15 protein-coding genes and 1 tRNA gene are annotated in these 15,355 nt (G+C 71.3%); 7 read left to right on the top strand and 9 right to left on the bottom strand.

The annotated features are described in order from the left end of the window. Positions 1-47 precede the first annotated feature (47 nt). Positions 48-1,109 (bottom strand): aspartate-semialdehyde dehydrogenase, encoded by a 1,062-nt coding sequence (locus RAN62_RS26215; RefSeq protein WP_305787424.1) that lies wholly within the window; start codon positions 1,107-1,109, stop codon positions 48-50. A 6-nt stretch (positions 1,110-1,115) separates the two neighbouring features. After that, complete coding sequence (locus RAN62_RS26220; RefSeq protein WP_305787425.1) at positions 1,116-2,381, bottom strand: aspartate kinase; 1,266 nt, start codon at positions 2,379-2,381, stop codon at positions 1,116-1,118. 143 nt (positions 2,382-2,524) lie between these two features. On the opposite strand from RAN62_RS26220, the gene RAN62_RS26225 reads away from it, so the two are divergent. Both RAN62_RS26225 and leuA read left to right on the top strand, forming a co-directional pair. After that, the gene (locus RAN62_RS26225; RefSeq protein WP_305787426.1) at positions 2,525-3,307 is read left to right on the top strand and encodes a hypothetical protein; all 783 of its coding nucleotides are present in this window, start codon (positions 2,525-2,527) and stop codon (positions 3,305-3,307) included. Between the two features lie 197 nt (positions 3,308-3,504). Then, positions 3,505-5,244 carry a 2-isopropylmalate synthase gene (gene leuA / locus RAN62_RS26230; RefSeq protein ID WP_305787427.1) on the top strand — a complete coding sequence of 580 codons (1,740 nt, stop codon included), beginning with the start codon at positions 3,505-3,507 and terminating at the stop codon, positions 5,242-5,244. A gap of 224 nt (positions 5,245-5,468) precedes the next feature. Here the strand turns inward: leuA and RAN62_RS26235 are convergent, their stop codons facing one another. Further along, positions 5,469-6,290 (bottom strand): carbon-nitrogen hydrolase family protein, encoded by an 822-nt coding sequence (locus tag RAN62_RS26235; protein WP_305787428.1) that lies wholly within the window; start codon positions 6,288-6,290, stop codon positions 5,469-5,471. Positions 6,291-6,688: 398 nt separating this feature from the next. Here RAN62_RS26235 and RAN62_RS26240 point away from each other — a divergent pair, with 398 nt between their 5' ends. Together RAN62_RS26240 and RAN62_RS26245 are read left to right on the top strand one after the other, a co-directional pair. Next, a complete protein-coding gene (locus tag RAN62_RS26240; RefSeq protein ID WP_305787429.1) occupies positions 6,689-6,826 on the top strand; it encodes a hypothetical protein in 138 nt (45 codons plus the stop codon). Between the two features lie 174 nt (positions 6,827-7,000). Continuing rightward, positions 7,001-8,101 carry a glycoside hydrolase family 19 protein gene (locus RAN62_RS26245; RefSeq protein WP_305787430.1) on the top strand — a complete coding sequence of 367 codons (1,101 nt, stop codon included), beginning with the start codon at positions 7,001-7,003 and terminating at the stop codon, positions 8,099-8,101. A gap of 7 nt (positions 8,102-8,108) precedes the next feature. On the opposite strand, the gene RAN62_RS26250 is transcribed toward RAN62_RS26245, so the two are convergent. Genes RAN62_RS26250 through RAN62_RS26260 form a run of 3 tightly spaced genes read right to left on the bottom strand, consistent with a single transcriptional unit; the run spans position 8,109 to position 11,867 of the window. Beyond that, positions 8,109-8,408, bottom strand: a complete 300-nt coding sequence (locus RAN62_RS26250) for a hypothetical protein (protein ID WP_305787431.1) — start codon at positions 8,406-8,408, stop codon at positions 8,109-8,111. A 55-nt stretch (positions 8,409-8,463) separates the two neighbouring features. Beyond that, entirely contained in the window at positions 8,464-10,707 is a 2,244-nt protein-coding gene (locus RAN62_RS26255) for a putative bifunctional diguanylate cyclase/phosphodiesterase (RefSeq protein ID WP_305787432.1), read from the bottom strand. After that, on the bottom strand, positions 10,707-11,867 hold the full coding sequence (locus RAN62_RS26260; RefSeq protein ID WP_305787433.1) for an FIST signal transduction protein: 1,161 nt from the start codon (positions 11,865-11,867) through the stop codon (positions 10,707-10,709). Before RAN62_RS26260 ends, RAN62_RS26255 begins: the two co-directional genes overlap by 1 nt. A 48-nt stretch (positions 11,868-11,915) precedes the next feature. On the opposite strand from RAN62_RS26260, the gene pyrE reads away from it, so the two are divergent. Beyond that, entirely contained in the window at positions 11,916-12,431 is a 516-nt protein-coding gene (gene pyrE / locus RAN62_RS26265; protein ID WP_305787434.1) for an orotate phosphoribosyltransferase, read from the top strand. Here pyrE and cutA read toward each other — a convergent pair. After that, positions 12,391-12,744, bottom strand: a complete 354-nt coding sequence (cutA, locus tag RAN62_RS26270) for a divalent-cation tolerance protein CutA (RefSeq protein ID WP_305787435.1) — start codon at positions 12,742-12,744, stop codon at positions 12,391-12,393. The two genes, pyrE and cutA, sit on opposite strands and share 41 nt — an antisense overlap. Continuing rightward, on the bottom strand, positions 12,741-13,109 hold the full coding sequence (locus tag RAN62_RS26275) for a MerR family transcriptional regulator (RefSeq protein WP_305787436.1): 369 nt from the start codon (positions 13,107-13,109) through the stop codon (positions 12,741-12,743). The genes cutA and RAN62_RS26275 overlap by 4 nt, the downstream gene beginning before the upstream one ends. 154 nt (positions 13,110-13,263) lie before the next feature. Between RAN62_RS26275 and RAN62_RS26280 the strand changes: the two genes are divergently transcribed. Further along, positions 13,264-13,340: transfer RNA gene (locus RAN62_RS26280), tRNA-Pro, on the top strand. A 589-nt stretch (positions 13,341-13,929) separates the two neighbouring features. Here RAN62_RS26280 and RAN62_RS26285 read toward each other — a convergent pair. Then, positions 13,930-14,823 (bottom strand): metallophosphoesterase, encoded by an 894-nt coding sequence (locus RAN62_RS26285; protein WP_305787437.1) that lies wholly within the window; start codon positions 14,821-14,823, stop codon positions 13,930-13,932. A gap of 25 nt (positions 14,824-14,848) precedes the next feature. On the opposite strand from RAN62_RS26285, the gene RAN62_RS26290 reads away from it, so the two are divergent. Then, the gene (locus tag RAN62_RS26290; RefSeq protein WP_305787438.1) at positions 14,849-15,301 is read left to right on the top strand and encodes a GatB/YqeY domain-containing protein; all 453 of its coding nucleotides are present in this window, start codon (positions 14,849-14,851) and stop codon (positions 15,299-15,301) included. The last annotated feature ends 54 nt before the right edge of the window (positions 15,302-15,355 follow it).

Raw genomic sequence — 15,355 nt, forward strand, 5'->3', positions numbered from 1 at the left:
TCGGTGCCGGGCGCCTGGGCCGAGACGCGGCGGCGCCCGCACCAGGGTCAGCGCTTGGCGAGCTCGGCCGCGATGAGCTCGGCCAGCTGGACCGAGTTCAGCGCCGCGCCCTTGCGCATGTTGTCGCCGGTGATGAAGAGGTCGAGGGCGCGGGGGTCGTCCATGGCGCGGCGGATGCGGCCGATCCAGGAGGGGTCCGTGCCGACCGCGTCGATGGGCATCGGGAACTCGCCCGCCTCGGGATCGTCGACGAGGATGACGCCGGGGGCGTTGCGGAGGATGGCGCGGGACTCGTCGGCGTCGACCTCGGAGCCGAAGACGGCGTGGACGGCGACCGAGTGGCCGGTGACGACCGGGACGCGGACGCAGGTGGCCGAGACCTTGAGGTCGGGCAGGCCGAGGATCTTGCGGGGCTCGTTGCGGAGCTTGAGCTCGTCGCTGGACCAGCCGAGCGGGGCCGGCTCGCCCGACCAGGGGATGACGTTGAGGGCCAGCGGGGCGGGGAAGGGGCCGAGGTCGTCGCCGACGGCCTGGCGGACGTTGCCCGGGCGGGAACCGAGCGTGCGGTCGCCGGCGACCTTGGTGATCTGGTCGTGAAGGGCGTCGACGCCGGCCTGACCGGCGCCCGAGACCGACTGGTAGGAGGCGATGACCAGCTCACGGAGGCCGTACTCGTGGTGGAGCGGAGCGAGGGCCATGACCATGGCGGTGACCGTGCCGTTGGGGCTGGCGGTCAGGCCGAGCGGACGGTAGCGCAGGTGGCCGGGGTTGACCTCGGGGATCACCAGCGGGACGTCGCCGTGGAGGCGGAAGACCGCGGAGTTGTCGACGACCGTCGCGCCCCGGGCGGCGGCGATCGGGGCCCACTCGGCCGCGACCGCCTCCGGCACGTCGAACATGGCCACGTCGACGCCGTCGAAGACGTCCGGGGTGAGCTCGCGTACGGTCAGCTCCTCGCCGCGGCAGGGCAGCCGCCGGCCTGCCGAGCGGGCCGACGCGACCAGGCGGATCTCACCCCAGACGTTGCGGCGGGAGGACAGCAGCTCGCGCATCACCGTGCCGACGGAGCCCGTCGCTCCGACCACGGCCAGCGTGGGCTGCGCGCCCATCGCCGCTTACCGGCCGGTGCCCGCGTAGACGACGGCGGTCTCGGTGCCGCCCAGCTCGAAGGTGTCGTGCACGGCGCGCACGGCCGTGTCGAGGTCGCTGTCGCGGCAGACCACCGAGACCCGGATCTCCGAGGTGGAGATCATCTCGATGTTGACGCCGGCCTCGCCGATGCAGGCGAAGAACTGGGCCGCGACGCCCGGGTGCGAGCGCATGCCGGCGCCGATCAGCGACACCTTGCCCACGTGGTCGTCGAAGAGCAGGCTCTTGAACTTGATCTGGTCCTTGATCTTGTCGAGCGCGGCCATGGCGACGGCCCCGTCCGCCTTGGGCAGCGTGAACGAGATGTCGGTGCGGCCGGTGCCCTCGGTCGACACGTTCTGCACGATCATGTCGATGTTGATCTCGGCCTGGGCGACCGTCTCGAAGATGCGGCCGGCCGAGCCGGGCTCGTCGGGCACGCCGACGATCGTGATCTTGCCCTCGCTCCGGTCGTGGGCGACCCCGGTGATCAGTGCCTGTTCCACGTTCGGGTCCTCCATCGATCCGGTGACGACAGTGCCGGGCTTCTTCGAGTACGACGAGCGTACGTGGATCGGCACCTGGAACCGGCGCGCGTACTCCACGCAGCGCAGCATGAGCACCTTGGCCCCGCCCGCGGCGAGCTCGAGCATCTCCTCGTAGGTGATCTTCTCGATGTGCCGGGCGTTCGGCACGATGCGCGGGTCGGCCGTGAAGACGCCGTCCACGTCCGTGTAGATCTCGCACACGTCGGCGTGCAGGGCCGCCGCGAGCGCCACCGCGGTGGTGTCGGAGCCGCCGCGGCCGAGCGTCGTGATGTCCTTGGTGTCCTGCGACACGCCCTGGAAGCCGGCCACGATCGCGATCGCGCCCTCGTCCAGCGCGGTGCGCAGGCGGCCGGGCGTGACGTCGATGATCCGTGCCTTGCCGTGCACCGAGGTGGTCAGCACGCCGGCCTGCGAGCCGGTGTAGGACCGGGCCTCGTAGCCCAGGTTGTGGATCGCCATCGCCAGCAGCGCCATGGAGATGCGCTCACCTGAGGTGAGCAGCATGTCCAGCTCGCGGCCGGGCGGGAGCGGGCTCACCTGGTTGGCCAGGTCGAGCAGGTTGTCCGTGGTGTCGCCCATCGCGGACACCACCACGACCACGTCGTCACCCGCCTTGCGGGCGTCGACGATGCGCTCCGCCACACGCTTGATGCGCTCGGCGTCCGCCACGGACGATCCGCCGTACTTCTGCACCACCAGGGCCACGGCAGCCGGCTCCTTCCCAGAGTCAATCGCTGACCAGACTAGCGGCGCCGGTCGCGTACCCCGGCATGCGATCCCAGATTCCGGCCGGGCGCGGCCCGCGTGCCGTACGGGGAAGCCACCCCGGCAGAGGCGAGAATGCTTCGATGCGAACCTCCGCCACGTTGCTCGCCGCCCTTCTCCTCGCCGGCATCGCGGGGTGCGGCGACGACGGTGCCGAGGCGCCCGCCCCACCCGCGCCCACCTCGGCGTCGCCGGCGGCCCAGCCCGATCCGGACGCCCGGCTGGCGCTCGCGGGCCGCGCGGCGCTGGCGGCGGACCGGAGCTACACCGCGGTCTACACGTACGACGCCTCCGGCCAGGGCGAACGCTCCGTCATGGCGACCGTCGCGGCGGACGGCGGCTGGCGGGTCGACATCCCGGGCGGGGCGCTGGGCGGGGCGGCCGACGTGGCCATCGCCGAGACCGCGGCCGGCCTGTTCCAGTGCGCGTTGTCCTCGGCCGCGTACGCGATCACCCCCTCCTGCGTCCGCCTGGGCGACAAGGGCGAGCGCGTCCCCAAGAAGTTCGACCCCAAGATCGAGCGCGTCTTCCGGCAGTGGCTGCCCGTCTTCACCGACCGGCAGGCCGCCCTCTCGGTGGGCATGGCCCTGCCGCTGGACGGCTCGTCGGGCCAATGCTATTCGGTCGACTCGATCTCGGCGTCGCTGTCGGCGCCCGTGGACGTCGGCATCTACTGCTACGCCGACGACGGTCTGCTCACCGCGGCGCGCGTGACCTTCGGCACGATCACCCTGGCCGGGACCCCGGCCGCGGGGCCGGCGACCATCGACCTGCCCGGGCCGGTCACGGGCGGCGAGCCGCTCGGCCTGGACGCGCCGCCGGCGCCCCCGGTCACTTCGCTCCCCGTCCCTTCCCCGTCCGCGTGACGTTCCTGTTGATCTCACGATGCGGGCGTAGAGTTAGCCACGGCCGATGAGCTGACGTAGGGTCACGATTGACATGCTGCACGCGCTCCTTCTCCTTCGCTGCCGCGACGAGGCCCCATCCGAGGCCGGCACCTCGTCGCGGAGTTGACGCGCGCCGGTCGTTCCTCGCGAACCGACCAACTCTGTCAGGAGCCCGCATGTCCAGCGACGTAAGCGCCGATCCCATCGCCCGGCAGGCCCCCAGCCGGATGCCGTTCCAGCGCTACAGCGCCTATCAGCAGCAGTTCGCCGTCGACCTCCCCGACCGCCGGTGGCCCACGCGCCGGGTCGAAACCGCCCCCCGCTGGTGCGCGGTCGACCTGCGCGACGGCAACCAGGCGCTGATCGACCCGATGTCCCCCGAGCGCAAGCGGCGCATGTTCACGCTGCTGGTCGCCATGGGCTACAAGGAGATCGAGGTCGGCTTCCCGGCGGCCAGCCAGACCGACTTCGACTTCGTCCGCCAGCTCATCGAGCAGGACCTGATCCCGGACGACGTCACCATCCAGGTCCTGGTGCAGTGCCGCGAGCACCTCATCGACCGGACGTTCGAGTCGCTGCGCGGGGCCAAGCGCGCGATCGTGCACTTCTACAACTCCACCTCCACGCTGCAGCGCAAGGTGGTCTTCGGCCTCGACAAGGCCGGCATCACCGACATCGCCACCACCGGCGCCCGGCTCTGCCAGAAGTACGCGGAGATCCACACCCCCGACACCGACATCTTCTACGAGTACTCGCCGGAGTCCTACACGGGCACCGAGCTCGACTACGCGCTGGAGATCTGCTCGGCGGTCATCGACGTGATCGACCCCACCCCGGACCGCCCGCTGATCATCAACCTGCCGGCCACCGTCGAGATGGCCACCCCCAACGTGTACGCCGACAGCATCGAGTGGATGCACCGCTACCTGCCCCGGCGCGACAGCGTGATCCTCAGCCTGCACCCGCACAACGACCGCGGCACCGCCGTCGCCGCCGCCGAGCTGGGCGTGCTGGCCGGCGCCGACCGCGTCGAGGGCTGCCTCTTCGGCAACGGCGAGCGCACCGGCAACGTCGACCTGGTGACCCTGGGCCTGAACCTCTTCTCCCAGGGCGTCGACCCGCAGATCGACTTCTCCGACATCGACGAGATCAAGCGCGCCGTCGAATACTGCAACCAGCTGCCGGTGCACGAGCGCCACCCGTACGCGGGTGACCTGGTCTACACGGCCTTCAGCGGCTCGCACCAGGACGCGATCAAGAAGGGCCTGACCGCCCTGCAGCAGGAGGCGACCGACGCGGGCGTCGACGTCGACAGCTTCGAGTGGGGCGTGCCCTACCTGCCGATCGACCCCAAGGACGTCGGCCGCACCTACGAGGCCGTGATCCGGGTCAACTCGCAGTCCGGCAAGGGCGGCGTGGCGTACATCATGAAGGAGGAGCACAAGCTCGACCTGCCGCGGCGCCTGCAGATCGAGTTCTCCGGCGTGGTCCAGCACGTCACCGACGCCGAGGGCGGCGAGGTCGGCCCCCAGCAGATGTGGGACATCTTCGCCGGCGAATACCTCGTCGACCACCAGCAGTTCGGCGTGATCGAGCTGGAGCGCTACACGACGGCCACGGTCGACGGCAAGGTCGAGGTCGACGCCGAGATCCGCCACCGCAACACCCGCCGCCCGATCACCGGCCTGGGCAACGGCCCGATCGACGCCTTCTGCCAGGCCCTGGAGCCGCTCGGCATCAACGTCCGGGTGCTGGACTATGCCGAGCACGCGCTGACGTCCGGCGAGGACGCGCAGGCCGCGGCCTATGTCGAGTGCGAGATCGGCGACCGTACGGTCTGGGGCGTGGGCCTCGACGCCAACATCGTCACCGCGTCGGTCAAGGCCGTGACCAGCGCGGTCAACCGGGTCCGCTGAGTTCCTGACGCTTTCCTGGTGTTTTTCCGGGCGCGCCGCCGGTCACGAGCCGGCGGCCCCCACCCCGCGCGGCGCTCCCCCGCCGCCCTCGCACGCCGACTCGCCGCCCGCCACAAGCGGGCGTCGGCGCCCTCCCGTCACGAGCGGGCGCCGGTCGGTCGCTTCCGTCCTCCACAAGAGACTTTCCTCGAGCTGCGCCGTCCGGTCACCCCGGGCGGCGTTTCTCATGCCGACGTACGGTCGGAGCTGCGCGAATCCACGACCCGCCGGCTGCGATAGATCTCCCCGCGCGCCGCCTCCGCCCGCCACGGCCGGGCCAGCTCCAGCGCGACATGGAACTCGGGCGCCCCGCGATCCAAGGTGACCGTGGCAAGATCGTCGCCCGGCGCCACCGTGGCCAGCTCACTGCCGTCGGGCCCGAAGACCGCCGAGGGCATCAACCCGTCACTCTGCCGGGGCACGGAGAGCCCGAGCCAGTAGTTGTGGATCGCCGCGTGCGCCTGCGCCTTCCGGAAGAAGATCTCGTCGATGGGCCACGCGGAGAGCAGCAGACAGTCGACGCCCAGCTCCTCGTACTCCGCGAACAGCGCCGGGAAGTTGACCTCGATGCAGATCGCCAGCCCGAACCGGAAGCCGCCGGCGTCGAAGACGACCGGCTCGAAGCCCGGGCTGTAGAAGCGCGTGATCTCCGTGTGCGAGCACAGCCGCTTGTCGTACCGGGTGACGATCCGTCCCTCGTCGGAGATCACGTACAGGCTGTTGTGCGGCCGGTGCGGCGGCGTCAGCGGGTGCGCCGACCCCATGACCACCCAGACGCCCAGCTCCCCGGCCAGCGTGGCGATGGCGTCGAGCTCGTCGCGGACGGCCGGCCAGTCGACGTCCGCCCAGTCGGCGATCTGCTCCTTCGCGTACCCGGAGAGGAAGCCCTCGGGAAACTGCACCAGGCGGACGCCGTCGGCCGCGGCCTCCCGCAAGATCTGGCGCGCGAGACGCCCGTTGTGCCGGACGTCGGTGCTCCCGGCCGGTTGGGTGACGGCGATGCGCATACGAGCACCCTCCCACATAGAATCCCGTACCCATGGAACAGTGGCGCGTCGATCTTTACGGCGATCCGTGCCGGGAGTGCGGCTTCGACTGATCACTGACGCCGGAGCAGGCGGTCCAATGGTTCGCCGCCTGGGTTTCGCGCCTCGAAGCGGTCACCCACGACGCCGACGGCGACCGGCGCCGGCCCGAGGGTGGCTGGTCGATCTCCGAGTACGTCTGCCATGTCGGCGACAACCTGCGCCAATGGGCCGAGCGCGGGCAGAGCGCCCGGCTCGCCCGGCAGCACGAAGTCGCCGGCTACGACCCGGACGCCCTCGCGACCGCTCGCGGCTACGCGACCCTGCCGCTCGCCGTCGCGGCCTGGTCGAGCGGTCTCGCCGCGGCGACCTGGGCCGAGGTGCTGACCCAGGCGCTGACCGAGCGGGTCGAGCTGCACCACGCGACCCGGGGCCTCCAGCGCGCGGCCGACATCGCCCGCAACAACTGCCACGACGCCCACCACCACTTGTGGGACATCCGCCGGATCCTGGGCTGACGGCCGGCGCCGGGGAGGGCTTGGGCGTGGCTCTTTCATCAATCTTTGAAGTTTCCTAAGAGAAGTTGACGGCGGCACCCTCGGTCTAGTTGAGTCGGGGTCATCCCATTGACGCCGGTGCCGCCTCCCCCAGGGCGCGGCCGGCGTTTCCCCCGGTGCGGAAGACGGTGCTGCATGCCCAGAAAACGGCTCCTGGCAATTCTCTCCACGGTCGGTGTCGCGCTCGCGGGCGCCGCGGCGGCGGTGGTGCCCATGACGGCGTCGAATGCGGCGGAGGCCTGTGTCGCCGCGTACAGCAGCTCGGCGGTTTACACCGGCGGGCAGAAGGCTTCGTACAGCGGGCACAACTGGACCGCGAAATGGTGGACCCAGGGTGAGGCGCCCAGCACCGGCGGGTCCGGCGTGTGGGCCGACAACGGTGCTTGCGGTGGTGGCGGCGGGACCACGCCTCCGCCCACCGGAAGCTGCAATTATCCGAACTGGGTGGCCGGTCAGTTCTACGCGGCCGGGTCGATCGTGAAGTACACGAACGGCAACTACTACCGGGCCAAGAACGAGAATCCGGGCTACGACCCGGTGATCAGCACGTGGTACTGGGAGCCGTTCTCGTGCAACGGTGGCGGCACGACCACCCCGCCGCCGAACAACGGGACGAGCGGTTTCCCGGTGTCCGAGGCGCAGTTCAACCAGATGTTCCCGAACCGGATCGCCTTCTACTCGTACGCCGGGCTGATCGACGCGATCAAGAAGTATCCCGCGTTCACGACGACCGGCAGTGACACGGTGAAGAAGCAGGAGGCCGCGGCCTTCCTGGCGAACATCAACCACGAGTCGGGCGGCTTGGTCTACACCGAGGAGCTGAACCAGGCGAACTGGCCGCTCTACTGCGACGCCAGCCAGTCGTACGGGTGCCCGGCCGGCCAGTCGGCGTACCACGGGCGGGGCCCGATCCAGCTGAGCTGGAACTTCAACTACAAGGCGGCCGGCGACGCGCTCGGCATCGACTTGCTGCACAACCCGGACCGGGTCAAGAACGAGGCGTCCGTGGCCTATCAGACCGCCGTCTGGTACTGGATGACGCAGCGGGGCCCGGGCACGATGACTCCGCACGACGCGATGGTGAACGGCCGGGGCTTCGGCGAGACGATCCGCAGCATCAACGGCTCGCTGGAGTGCAACGGCGGTAACCCCGCGCAGGTGCAGAGCCGCGTGGACGCGTACAACCGGTTCACGTCGATCCTGGGTGTGACCCCGGGGGCGAACCTGTACTGCTGATCAGAGGTCAGAGCGACAGCGCCGGTCGGGTCGGGGTTCCGGCCACGGCCGGCGCTGTCGTGCGGGGCGGCGGCAGCTGGTGCGGGACGGGGTTCGGCACCAGCATCGACTCGACGGCGGGGGCGACCGAGCGGTTCTCGGTGAGCTGGATCAGGCGGGCGGCGCGGGCCAGGGAGCCCGTTTCGCCGTCGCGGAAGCCTTCCCGGTAACCCTTCTCGTACCGTTCGCCGCGGCCCATGGCGCGGCCGATGGCGAAACACGACGAGCCGGCGAGGGCGATCAGGAAGAGCAGCGCGAAGGGGGTCACGGCAGGCCTTTCGAGATTCGGATATACCGAAAATTAGTCGAAACCAGACAAACTCCTACCCCGTGCCGTGATCAATTACGCGTACGGGTGACCCGAGGATCTGCGGGAACTCCGCCGGGTCCTTCGGGCGGCACAGGTGATAGCCCTGCCCGTAGGAGCAGCCGAGCCGCCGCAGCGCCTCCAATTGCGCCGCATTCTCGATGCCCTCGGCCACCACGCGCAGACCCAGAATGTGCCCGAGCTCGACGATGGTGCGGACCAGGGCGAGATCCTCGCCGGTGAGCTCGGCCCGGGCGATGAAGGCGCGATCGATCTTGAGTTCGTCGACCGGGAGTTCCCGCAGGTACGCGAGCGACGAGTAGCCCGTACCGAAATCGTCGATGGACAATTGCACGCCCAGCTCGCGCAGGCTGGAGAGCGAGGCCACCGCGGCGTCGGGATCGGTCATCAGCACCGACTCGGTCAGCTCCAGCGTGACCGCGCTCGACGGCAGCCCGGCCACGGCCAGCGCGCGCGTGACATTGGCGGCGAAGCGCGGGTGGACCAGCTGGTGCCCGGAGACGTTGACGTTGAGGGTCAGGTCCGGATAGGTACGCCGCCACGACGCCACCTGCGCCGCGCTCGTCTCCAGCACCCACTGGCCGATGTCGACGATCAGCCCGGACTCCTCGGCGATCGGGATGAAGTCGGCCGGCGACACGAGCCCGCGGGTGCCGCTGTGCCAGCGGATGAGCGCCTCCGCGCCGGCGACCTCCCCGGAGTCGAGGCGGACCAGCGGCTGGTACTGCAGGCGGAACTCGCCCTCGAGCAGCGCCTGCTGCAGGTCGCCGCGCAGGCTCAGATAATTGAGCGCCTCGGTGTGCATGTGCGGCTCGTAGACGACGACGCGGGTCTGCCCCTCCTTCTTGGCCCGGTACATCGCGATGTCCGCCTGGTTGAGCAGCTCGTCGGAGCGCGCGTGCTCGGCCCGGGTGATCGCCACGCCGACGCTGGCGCCGATGAAGATGTCGCGGCCGGAGATGCGGAACGGCTCCTTCACCGCCTCGATGACCCGCTCGCCGACCGAGATCGCCGACTCGACCGGCGAGTTGTGCAGCAGCACGGCGAACTCGTCGCCGCCGAGCCGGGCGGTGGTGTCGCTGGCCCGGACGCAGCCCCGGATCCGGCCGGCGACCGCGTGCAGCAGCTGGTCACCGGCCTCGTGGCCGAGGCTGTCGTTGACGCCCTTGAACCGGTCGAGGTCGATGAAGAGCACACTCGTCGGCTCGGTGGCGGCGGCGCGCGACGCCAGGACGCGGTTGAAGATCTTGAGGAACAGGCCGCGATTGGGGAGCCCGGTGACCGGGTCGTGGTGGGCCTCGCGGACGGCTTCGACCGTACGGGCGTCCGTCAGCGCCAAACTCACCTGCTGAGCAAAAGCGGTCAGCTGGTCCCGGTGCTCGGTGAACCGGTCGGCCGGCCCGGGCAGCTGGGCGACGAGGCTGCCCGCCATCTCGCCGGTGACCCGGACGGGGGCGGCGATGACCGTCCCCGCGTACGGATCGGTCAGGCTCACCGGCCGCAGCAGGACCGTGTCCGTGGCCATCGCCTCGCGCGCCTCCGCGTGCGGGCCGTCCGGGTCGGCGAAGGCGTAGCCCCCGGCCCCGGCCGTCGACGCGACGCTGAGCCGCCGGGCGCGACCGGCCTCGGCCAGGATCAGGGCCACCGGGGCGCCGCCCAGCAGGGCCGCCGTGCCGCTGGTCACCGCGTCCAGGATCTCGGGCAGCGGCTTGCGGTTGGAGATCGCGCGCTGGATCGTGAGCAGCGTCTCGACGAGCTGCTGCCGGGTCTGCGCCTGTTCGAGCAGGGCCAGCCGCTCGTCCGCCTCCCGCTCCCGGTCGGCGCGCAGGGTCCGCTCGGCCGACAGCACCCGGATGCTGCGCAGGGCCAGGCCGAGCACCTGGGCCATCCCCTGGAGCATCTGCCGCTCCTCGGGCTGGAACGGGTCGTCGAGCCGGGCGACCACGAGGGCGCCGTCGACGACGTCACCCAGGTGGCTCGGGACGGCGTACAGGTCGCCGAGCGCCGGCACGGACAATGTCCCCGGCGCCGACGCGACCGCCAGCAGCCCCTTGGTCGGCACGTCCCGGCCGAAGCCCCAGGCGCCGTGCACGGTGTCGCCGAGCACCACGGCGCCCGCCTCGGCCTCCACCATCTCGGTGGCGCGCTCCACGGCGACGGCGATCGCCGCGGCCTCGCTCGCGGAGGCGTTGACGGCCGTGAAGTACTCCGTCAGCTGGTGGGTCGACCATGTGAACATCAGGCGAGCGCCATCGTCACGAGGGTCAGCGCGTGCGTGCCGAGCGAGCCGCGGACCCGGGCGATCTCGCCGAGCGTGTAGGCACCGCCGAAGGGCACGTCACCCAGGGCCTTGCGCAGGGCTTCGACTTCCTCGCGTACGCCGTCCGCGCCGAGTTCCCCCAGCCGGCCCCCGCAGTCGAAGGCGAGCACGCCCAGCGGGTCCCGTCCCCCCAGCGCGTCCAGGGCCTCCCGGCAGGAAGCCTCCGCCCCGGCGATCATCGAATCGCGATCGCCCGCCATCCGCCAGCAGATGCTGCCCTGGGGCATGGTCGCCAGCCCCGTCACCGACCTGTCGTCCGCGTTCGCCTCGGTGATCACGCGCATGTCCTCGCCGCTGCGCCGCGACAACCCGAGCGCCTCCATCCGGCGGCCCGGCGTGAGGAGGGCATCGGTGGGAGCCAGTCCCCGGTGGCGCAGGAGCACGTCGAGCGCGTGCTCGCCGTCCAGCTCGAGGATCCGGCGCTGGTCGCTGCGGGTGATGACCATCGGCGGCTCGACCCGGTGCCAGCCGTGCCCGACGCCGATGCCGATCGGGGCGTCCGAGCCGATCCCGACCCCGATCACCGCCCCGGTGACCACGCGGTCGCCGTGGAACTGATAGGACCGCGCGCCGCCCTTGTCGTGCGCGGTCAGCCCGCCGACCAGGGGCACGGCGGCGCCGAGCACCGAGTAGGCGCCGCGGACGATCTCGTGCGGGTTGCCCGACATGCCCTCGCACAGCAACAGGAGGGCCTGGTGCGGGCGGTCGATGCCGGTCAGGGCCGCGGCGACCTCCGCCCCGGCCTCGCGGTGACCGTTGCCGCCCACGTACGCGAGACGCGTACCCACCTGAAAGCCGTCACCACCCAGGGCCGTGACCGACACGCCGCCCCGGCTCGCCCCGCCGGTCGAGGAAAGCTCGCCCAGGGCCGTCCCGCCGACGATCGCCGGCTCCGGTCCGGCCTCCGCGCGCACGGCGTCCAGCAGCGCGGGCAGGTCATGGCCCGCCGAGGCGAAGACGAAGACCGCTTGCGGGGTACGCCCGGCGAGCGCGACCGTCGTCGCCTCGGCCCCGGCCTTCGCGGAGTCGGACGCGGCGCTGTGACCCGCACCGAACCACCGACCCGGGGTGCTCTGCATGACCTCCCTATCGGCAGGTGGCCCGCATCACTGAGCTAGCTTGTTCGCGTGACTGACTCTGACCTCGCGCGGCAGGTCCGCGACGTGAGCCGGCTGACCGGCGAGTTCACCCTCCGCTCCGGCCGGATCGCCAACGAATACTTCGACAAGTACCAGTTCGAGGCGGACCCGCTCCTGCTCGACAAGCTCGCCGAGCGGATGGCCGTCCTCATCCCCGAGGGCACCGAGGTGCTGGCGGGCCTCGAGATGGGCGGCATCGCCGTGGTCACCGCCGTCGCGCGCCACGCCAAGCTGCCCACGGCCTTCGTCCGCAAGCAGGCCAAAAAGTACGGCACCGCCCGGCTCGCCGAGGGCGCCGAGGTCGCCGGCCGGCGTGTCCTCGTCGTCGAGGACGTGGTGACCTCCGGCGGCCAGGTCGTCCTCTCCACCGCCGACCTGCGCAAGCTCGGCGCGCACGTGGATCACGCGCTGTGCGTCATCGACCGGCAGGAGGGCGGCTCCGAGGCGCTCGCGGCCGAGGGGATCACGCTGCGGGCGCTGCTGACCCGCGAGGATCTGGCCTAGTTTCCTCCCGGATCCATTCCAGGTACGCGGGATTGCCGCCCACGATCGGCAGAGCGAAGACGCAGGGTACGTCGTACGGGTGCTCGGCGTCGGCCCGCGCGACGATCTCGGGCACGAGCGAGGCGCGGGTGTGCAGGGCGACCCGCGCCTCGGGCTCGTCGTGCACCTCGCCCGCCCAGCGATAGATCGACCGGATGCTGGTCACCTGCTGCCCGCACGCCGCGAGCCGGTCCCCGACCAGCCGCCTCGTGAACGCGGCGAGCCACTCCGACCCGGCCGCCGTGATGACGACCTCACAGACGTCCTCGCTCACGCGTGAGTCACCACACACCCGTTGCTGGGGCTCGTGGTCGAGGCAATGACGTCGTCGAGCCTGTCCCGCGTCCGGATCAGCGTGGTGATCTGCGCGTCGATCCGCTCCCGCTCGGCGGCCAGAATGGCGCGCGACTCCGGCGTGCTCTCCTTGGCGTCGACACACGGCAGCAGGCTGGCAATGGTGCTGCTGGACAACCCGGCGCTGTAGAGCATCTGAATCAGCTGCACCCGCTCGACAGCCGGATCCGGATAGTGCCGCTGCCCGCTGGCGCTGCGCTCCGCCCACAGCAGCCGCTGCTCCTCGTAGTAGCGCAGCGCCCGCACACTCACGCCCGCCTTCGTCGCCAGCTCCCCGATCCGCACCCCAGCTCCTCACCTCTGACGTCAACGTCAGGTCCCAGCGTAGCTCCGGCTGGGTCACCTTCCGCCGAAACCCGGTCTGAGCTGCTGTTTTGTAGGTGGGGGGTATCCGATTTCGCGGCTGACGGCGCGTCGGATAGTATTGACCAGCACGCAGCGGGGTGTGGCGCAGCTTGGTAGCGCGCTACGTTCGGGACGTAGAGGCCGCAGGTTCAAATCCTGTCACCCCGACCATGTGCGACGTCAGGGCCGGTTCCTTCGGGAGCTGGCCCTGACTGCTTTCCGGGTCGTGCCTGGGCGGGCCTTGGCTGTTTCTCCGGCGCGTGTCTGAGCGCGCCCCGGCTGCTTCCCGCTTGCCCCCGGCTGCTTCCCGCTTGCCCCCGGCTGCTTCCCGCTTGCCCCCGGCTGCTTCCCGCCTGACTGCTTTCTCCTGCCCCGAGCTGGCCTGCCTGCATCTCCGCCTGCCTCGGTCCGGCCGCCGCCAACTCCAACTCTGCTCCAACTTTCTCCAACAACTTGGAGCAAACGCGTCGTTGCGGCAGCTCAGGCCTTGGTCAGGCGGCCCTTGCCCGCCGCCGTCCGCATGGTGCGGGGTTCGAGGCCGGGCCGCTTCTCGCATCACCCTCCGGTCCTCGGGAGTCGGCCGTTTCTTGCGTCGGCGGCGGTGCTCGGAGTCCGCGCCTCTCGCATCGCCCGCGGTGGCCCGGAGCCGGTGCCGACGAGCGGCAGGGGGGTGTGAGGGGGAGCGCCGCGAGCCGGCCGTCGGCGCGGGGATGATCGGGCCGCGCGCCGGGGTGGCCGGCGCGCGGGTCGTGGGGTGGGGTCAGCGCGGGATCAGGGTGAGGATCGAGGCTTCCGGGCGGCACGCGAAGCGGATCGGGGCCGTCGGGTGGGTGCCGAGGCCGGCGGAGACGTGGAGCCAGGAGTCGGAGCCCGGCCAGCGGTGGAGGCCCTTGGCCATCGTGCGGGGGAGGTCGCAGTTGGTGGTCAGGGCGCCGTAGGTGGGGACGCAGACCTGGCCGCCGTGGGTGTGGCCGGCGAGCATCAGGGCGAAGCCGTCGGCGGCCATGGCGTCGAGGACGCGCCGGGCGGGGGTGTGGGTGACGCCGAAGTGGAGGTCGGTGTCGGGGGTGGCGGGGCCGGCGACCGAGGGGTAGTCGTCGCGGTCGATGTGGGGGTCGTCGACGCCGGCGAGTTCGATGGTGCGGCCGCCGGCCTTGAGGGTGGTGCGGGCGTTGTTGAGGTCGGCCCAGCCCGATTCGGTGAGGGCGGTGCGCAGGGTCTCGGTGGGCAGCTCGACGCCCTGGACGTATTCGCCGGTGCCGAAGACGTACTTGAGGGGGTTCTTCCAGACCGGGCCCCGGTAGTCGTTGGAGCCGAAGACGAAGGCGCCGGGGAAGGCGAGGAGGGGGCCGAGGGCGCGCAGGACGCCGGGGACCGCGTCGGGGGAGGACAGGTTGTCGCCCGTGACCACGACGAGGTCGGGGTCGGTGCCGGCGAGGGCGGCGATCCAGGACTGCTTGCGGTGCTGGTCCGGCATCATGTGCAGGTCCGACAGGTGGAGGATGCGCAGCGGCTCGGCGTCGGGTTCGAGCACCGGGACGTCGACCCGCCGGAGCGTGAAGAGGTTGCGCTCGACCAGGGAGGCGTACGCGAAGGTGGCCGCGCCGGTGGCGGCCAGGGTGGCGGCGGCGGTGATAAAGGGGCGCTTGCGCATGGGAGCCAGAGTAGTTTGGGCGTCCATGGGAACGCTGAAAGACCGCCTGAACGATGATCTGCACACCGCGATGAAGGCCCGGGACGAGCTCGGCACCTCCACGCTGCGCATGGCGCTCGCCGCCGTCCGCACCGCCGAGGTGTCCGGCGACGCCGCCCGGGAGCTGTCGGACGACGAGGTGCTCGCCGTGCTGACCAAGGAGGCGAAGAAGCGGCGGGAGGCCGCGACCGCCTTCTCGGGGGCCGGGCGGGCCGAGCAGGCCGCCAAGGAGAGCGCCGAGGGCGAGATCCTCGATCGCTACCTGCCGCAGCAGCTGTCCGACCAGGAGATCGCGACGCTGGTCAAGGGCGCGCTCGAGGCGGGCGGCTTCACGAGCAAGGCGCAGATGGGCCCGGCCATGAAGGCCTCCCAGGCCGCCGTCGCCGGCCGGGCCGAGGGCGGCCGCGTCGCCGCCGAGGTCCGCCGCCAGCTCGCCTGACCAAAGCGGGCAGCGCGGCTGACCAAAGCAGGCAGCGCGGCTGACCAAAGCAGG

The organism is Symbioplanes lichenis, assembly GCF_030709675.1.
Classification (GTDB): domain Bacteria; phylum Actinomycetota; class Actinomycetes; order Mycobacteriales; family Micromonosporaceae; genus Actinoplanes; species Actinoplanes lichenis.

Coding starts and splice junctions, on each gene's coding strand:
- RAN62_RS26215 (WP_305787424.1), bottom strand. CDS start 1,109: ATGGGCGCGCAGCCCACGCTGGCCGTGGTCGGAGCGACGGGCTCCGTC.
- RAN62_RS26225 (WP_305787426.1), top strand. CDS start 2,525: ATGCGAACCTCCGCCACGTTGCTCGCCGCCCTTCTCCTCGCCGGCATC.
- leuA (WP_305787427.1), top strand. CDS start 3,505: ATGTCCAGCGACGTAAGCGCCGATCCCATCGCCCGGCAGGCCCCCAGC.
- RAN62_RS26235 (WP_305787428.1), bottom strand. CDS start 6,290: ATGCGCATCGCCGTCACCCAACCGGCCGGGAGCACCGACGTCCGGCAC.
- RAN62_RS26245 (WP_305787430.1), top strand. CDS start 7,001: ATGCCCAGAAAACGGCTCCTGGCAATTCTCTCCACGGTCGGTGTCGCG.
- RAN62_RS26255 (WP_305787432.1), bottom strand. CDS start 10,707: ATGTTCACATGGTCGACCCACCAGCTGACGGAGTACTTCACGGCCGTC.
- RAN62_RS26260 (WP_305787433.1), bottom strand. CDS start 11,867: ATGCAGAGCACCCCGGGTCGGTGGTTCGGTGCGGGTCACAGCGCCGCG.
- RAN62_RS26285 (WP_305787437.1), bottom strand. CDS start 14,823: ATGCGCAAGCGCCCCTTTATCACCGCCGCCGCCACCCTGGCCGCCACC.
- RAN62_RS26290 (WP_305787438.1), top strand. CDS start 14,849: ATGGGAACGCTGAAAGACCGCCTGAACGATGATCTGCACACCGCGATG.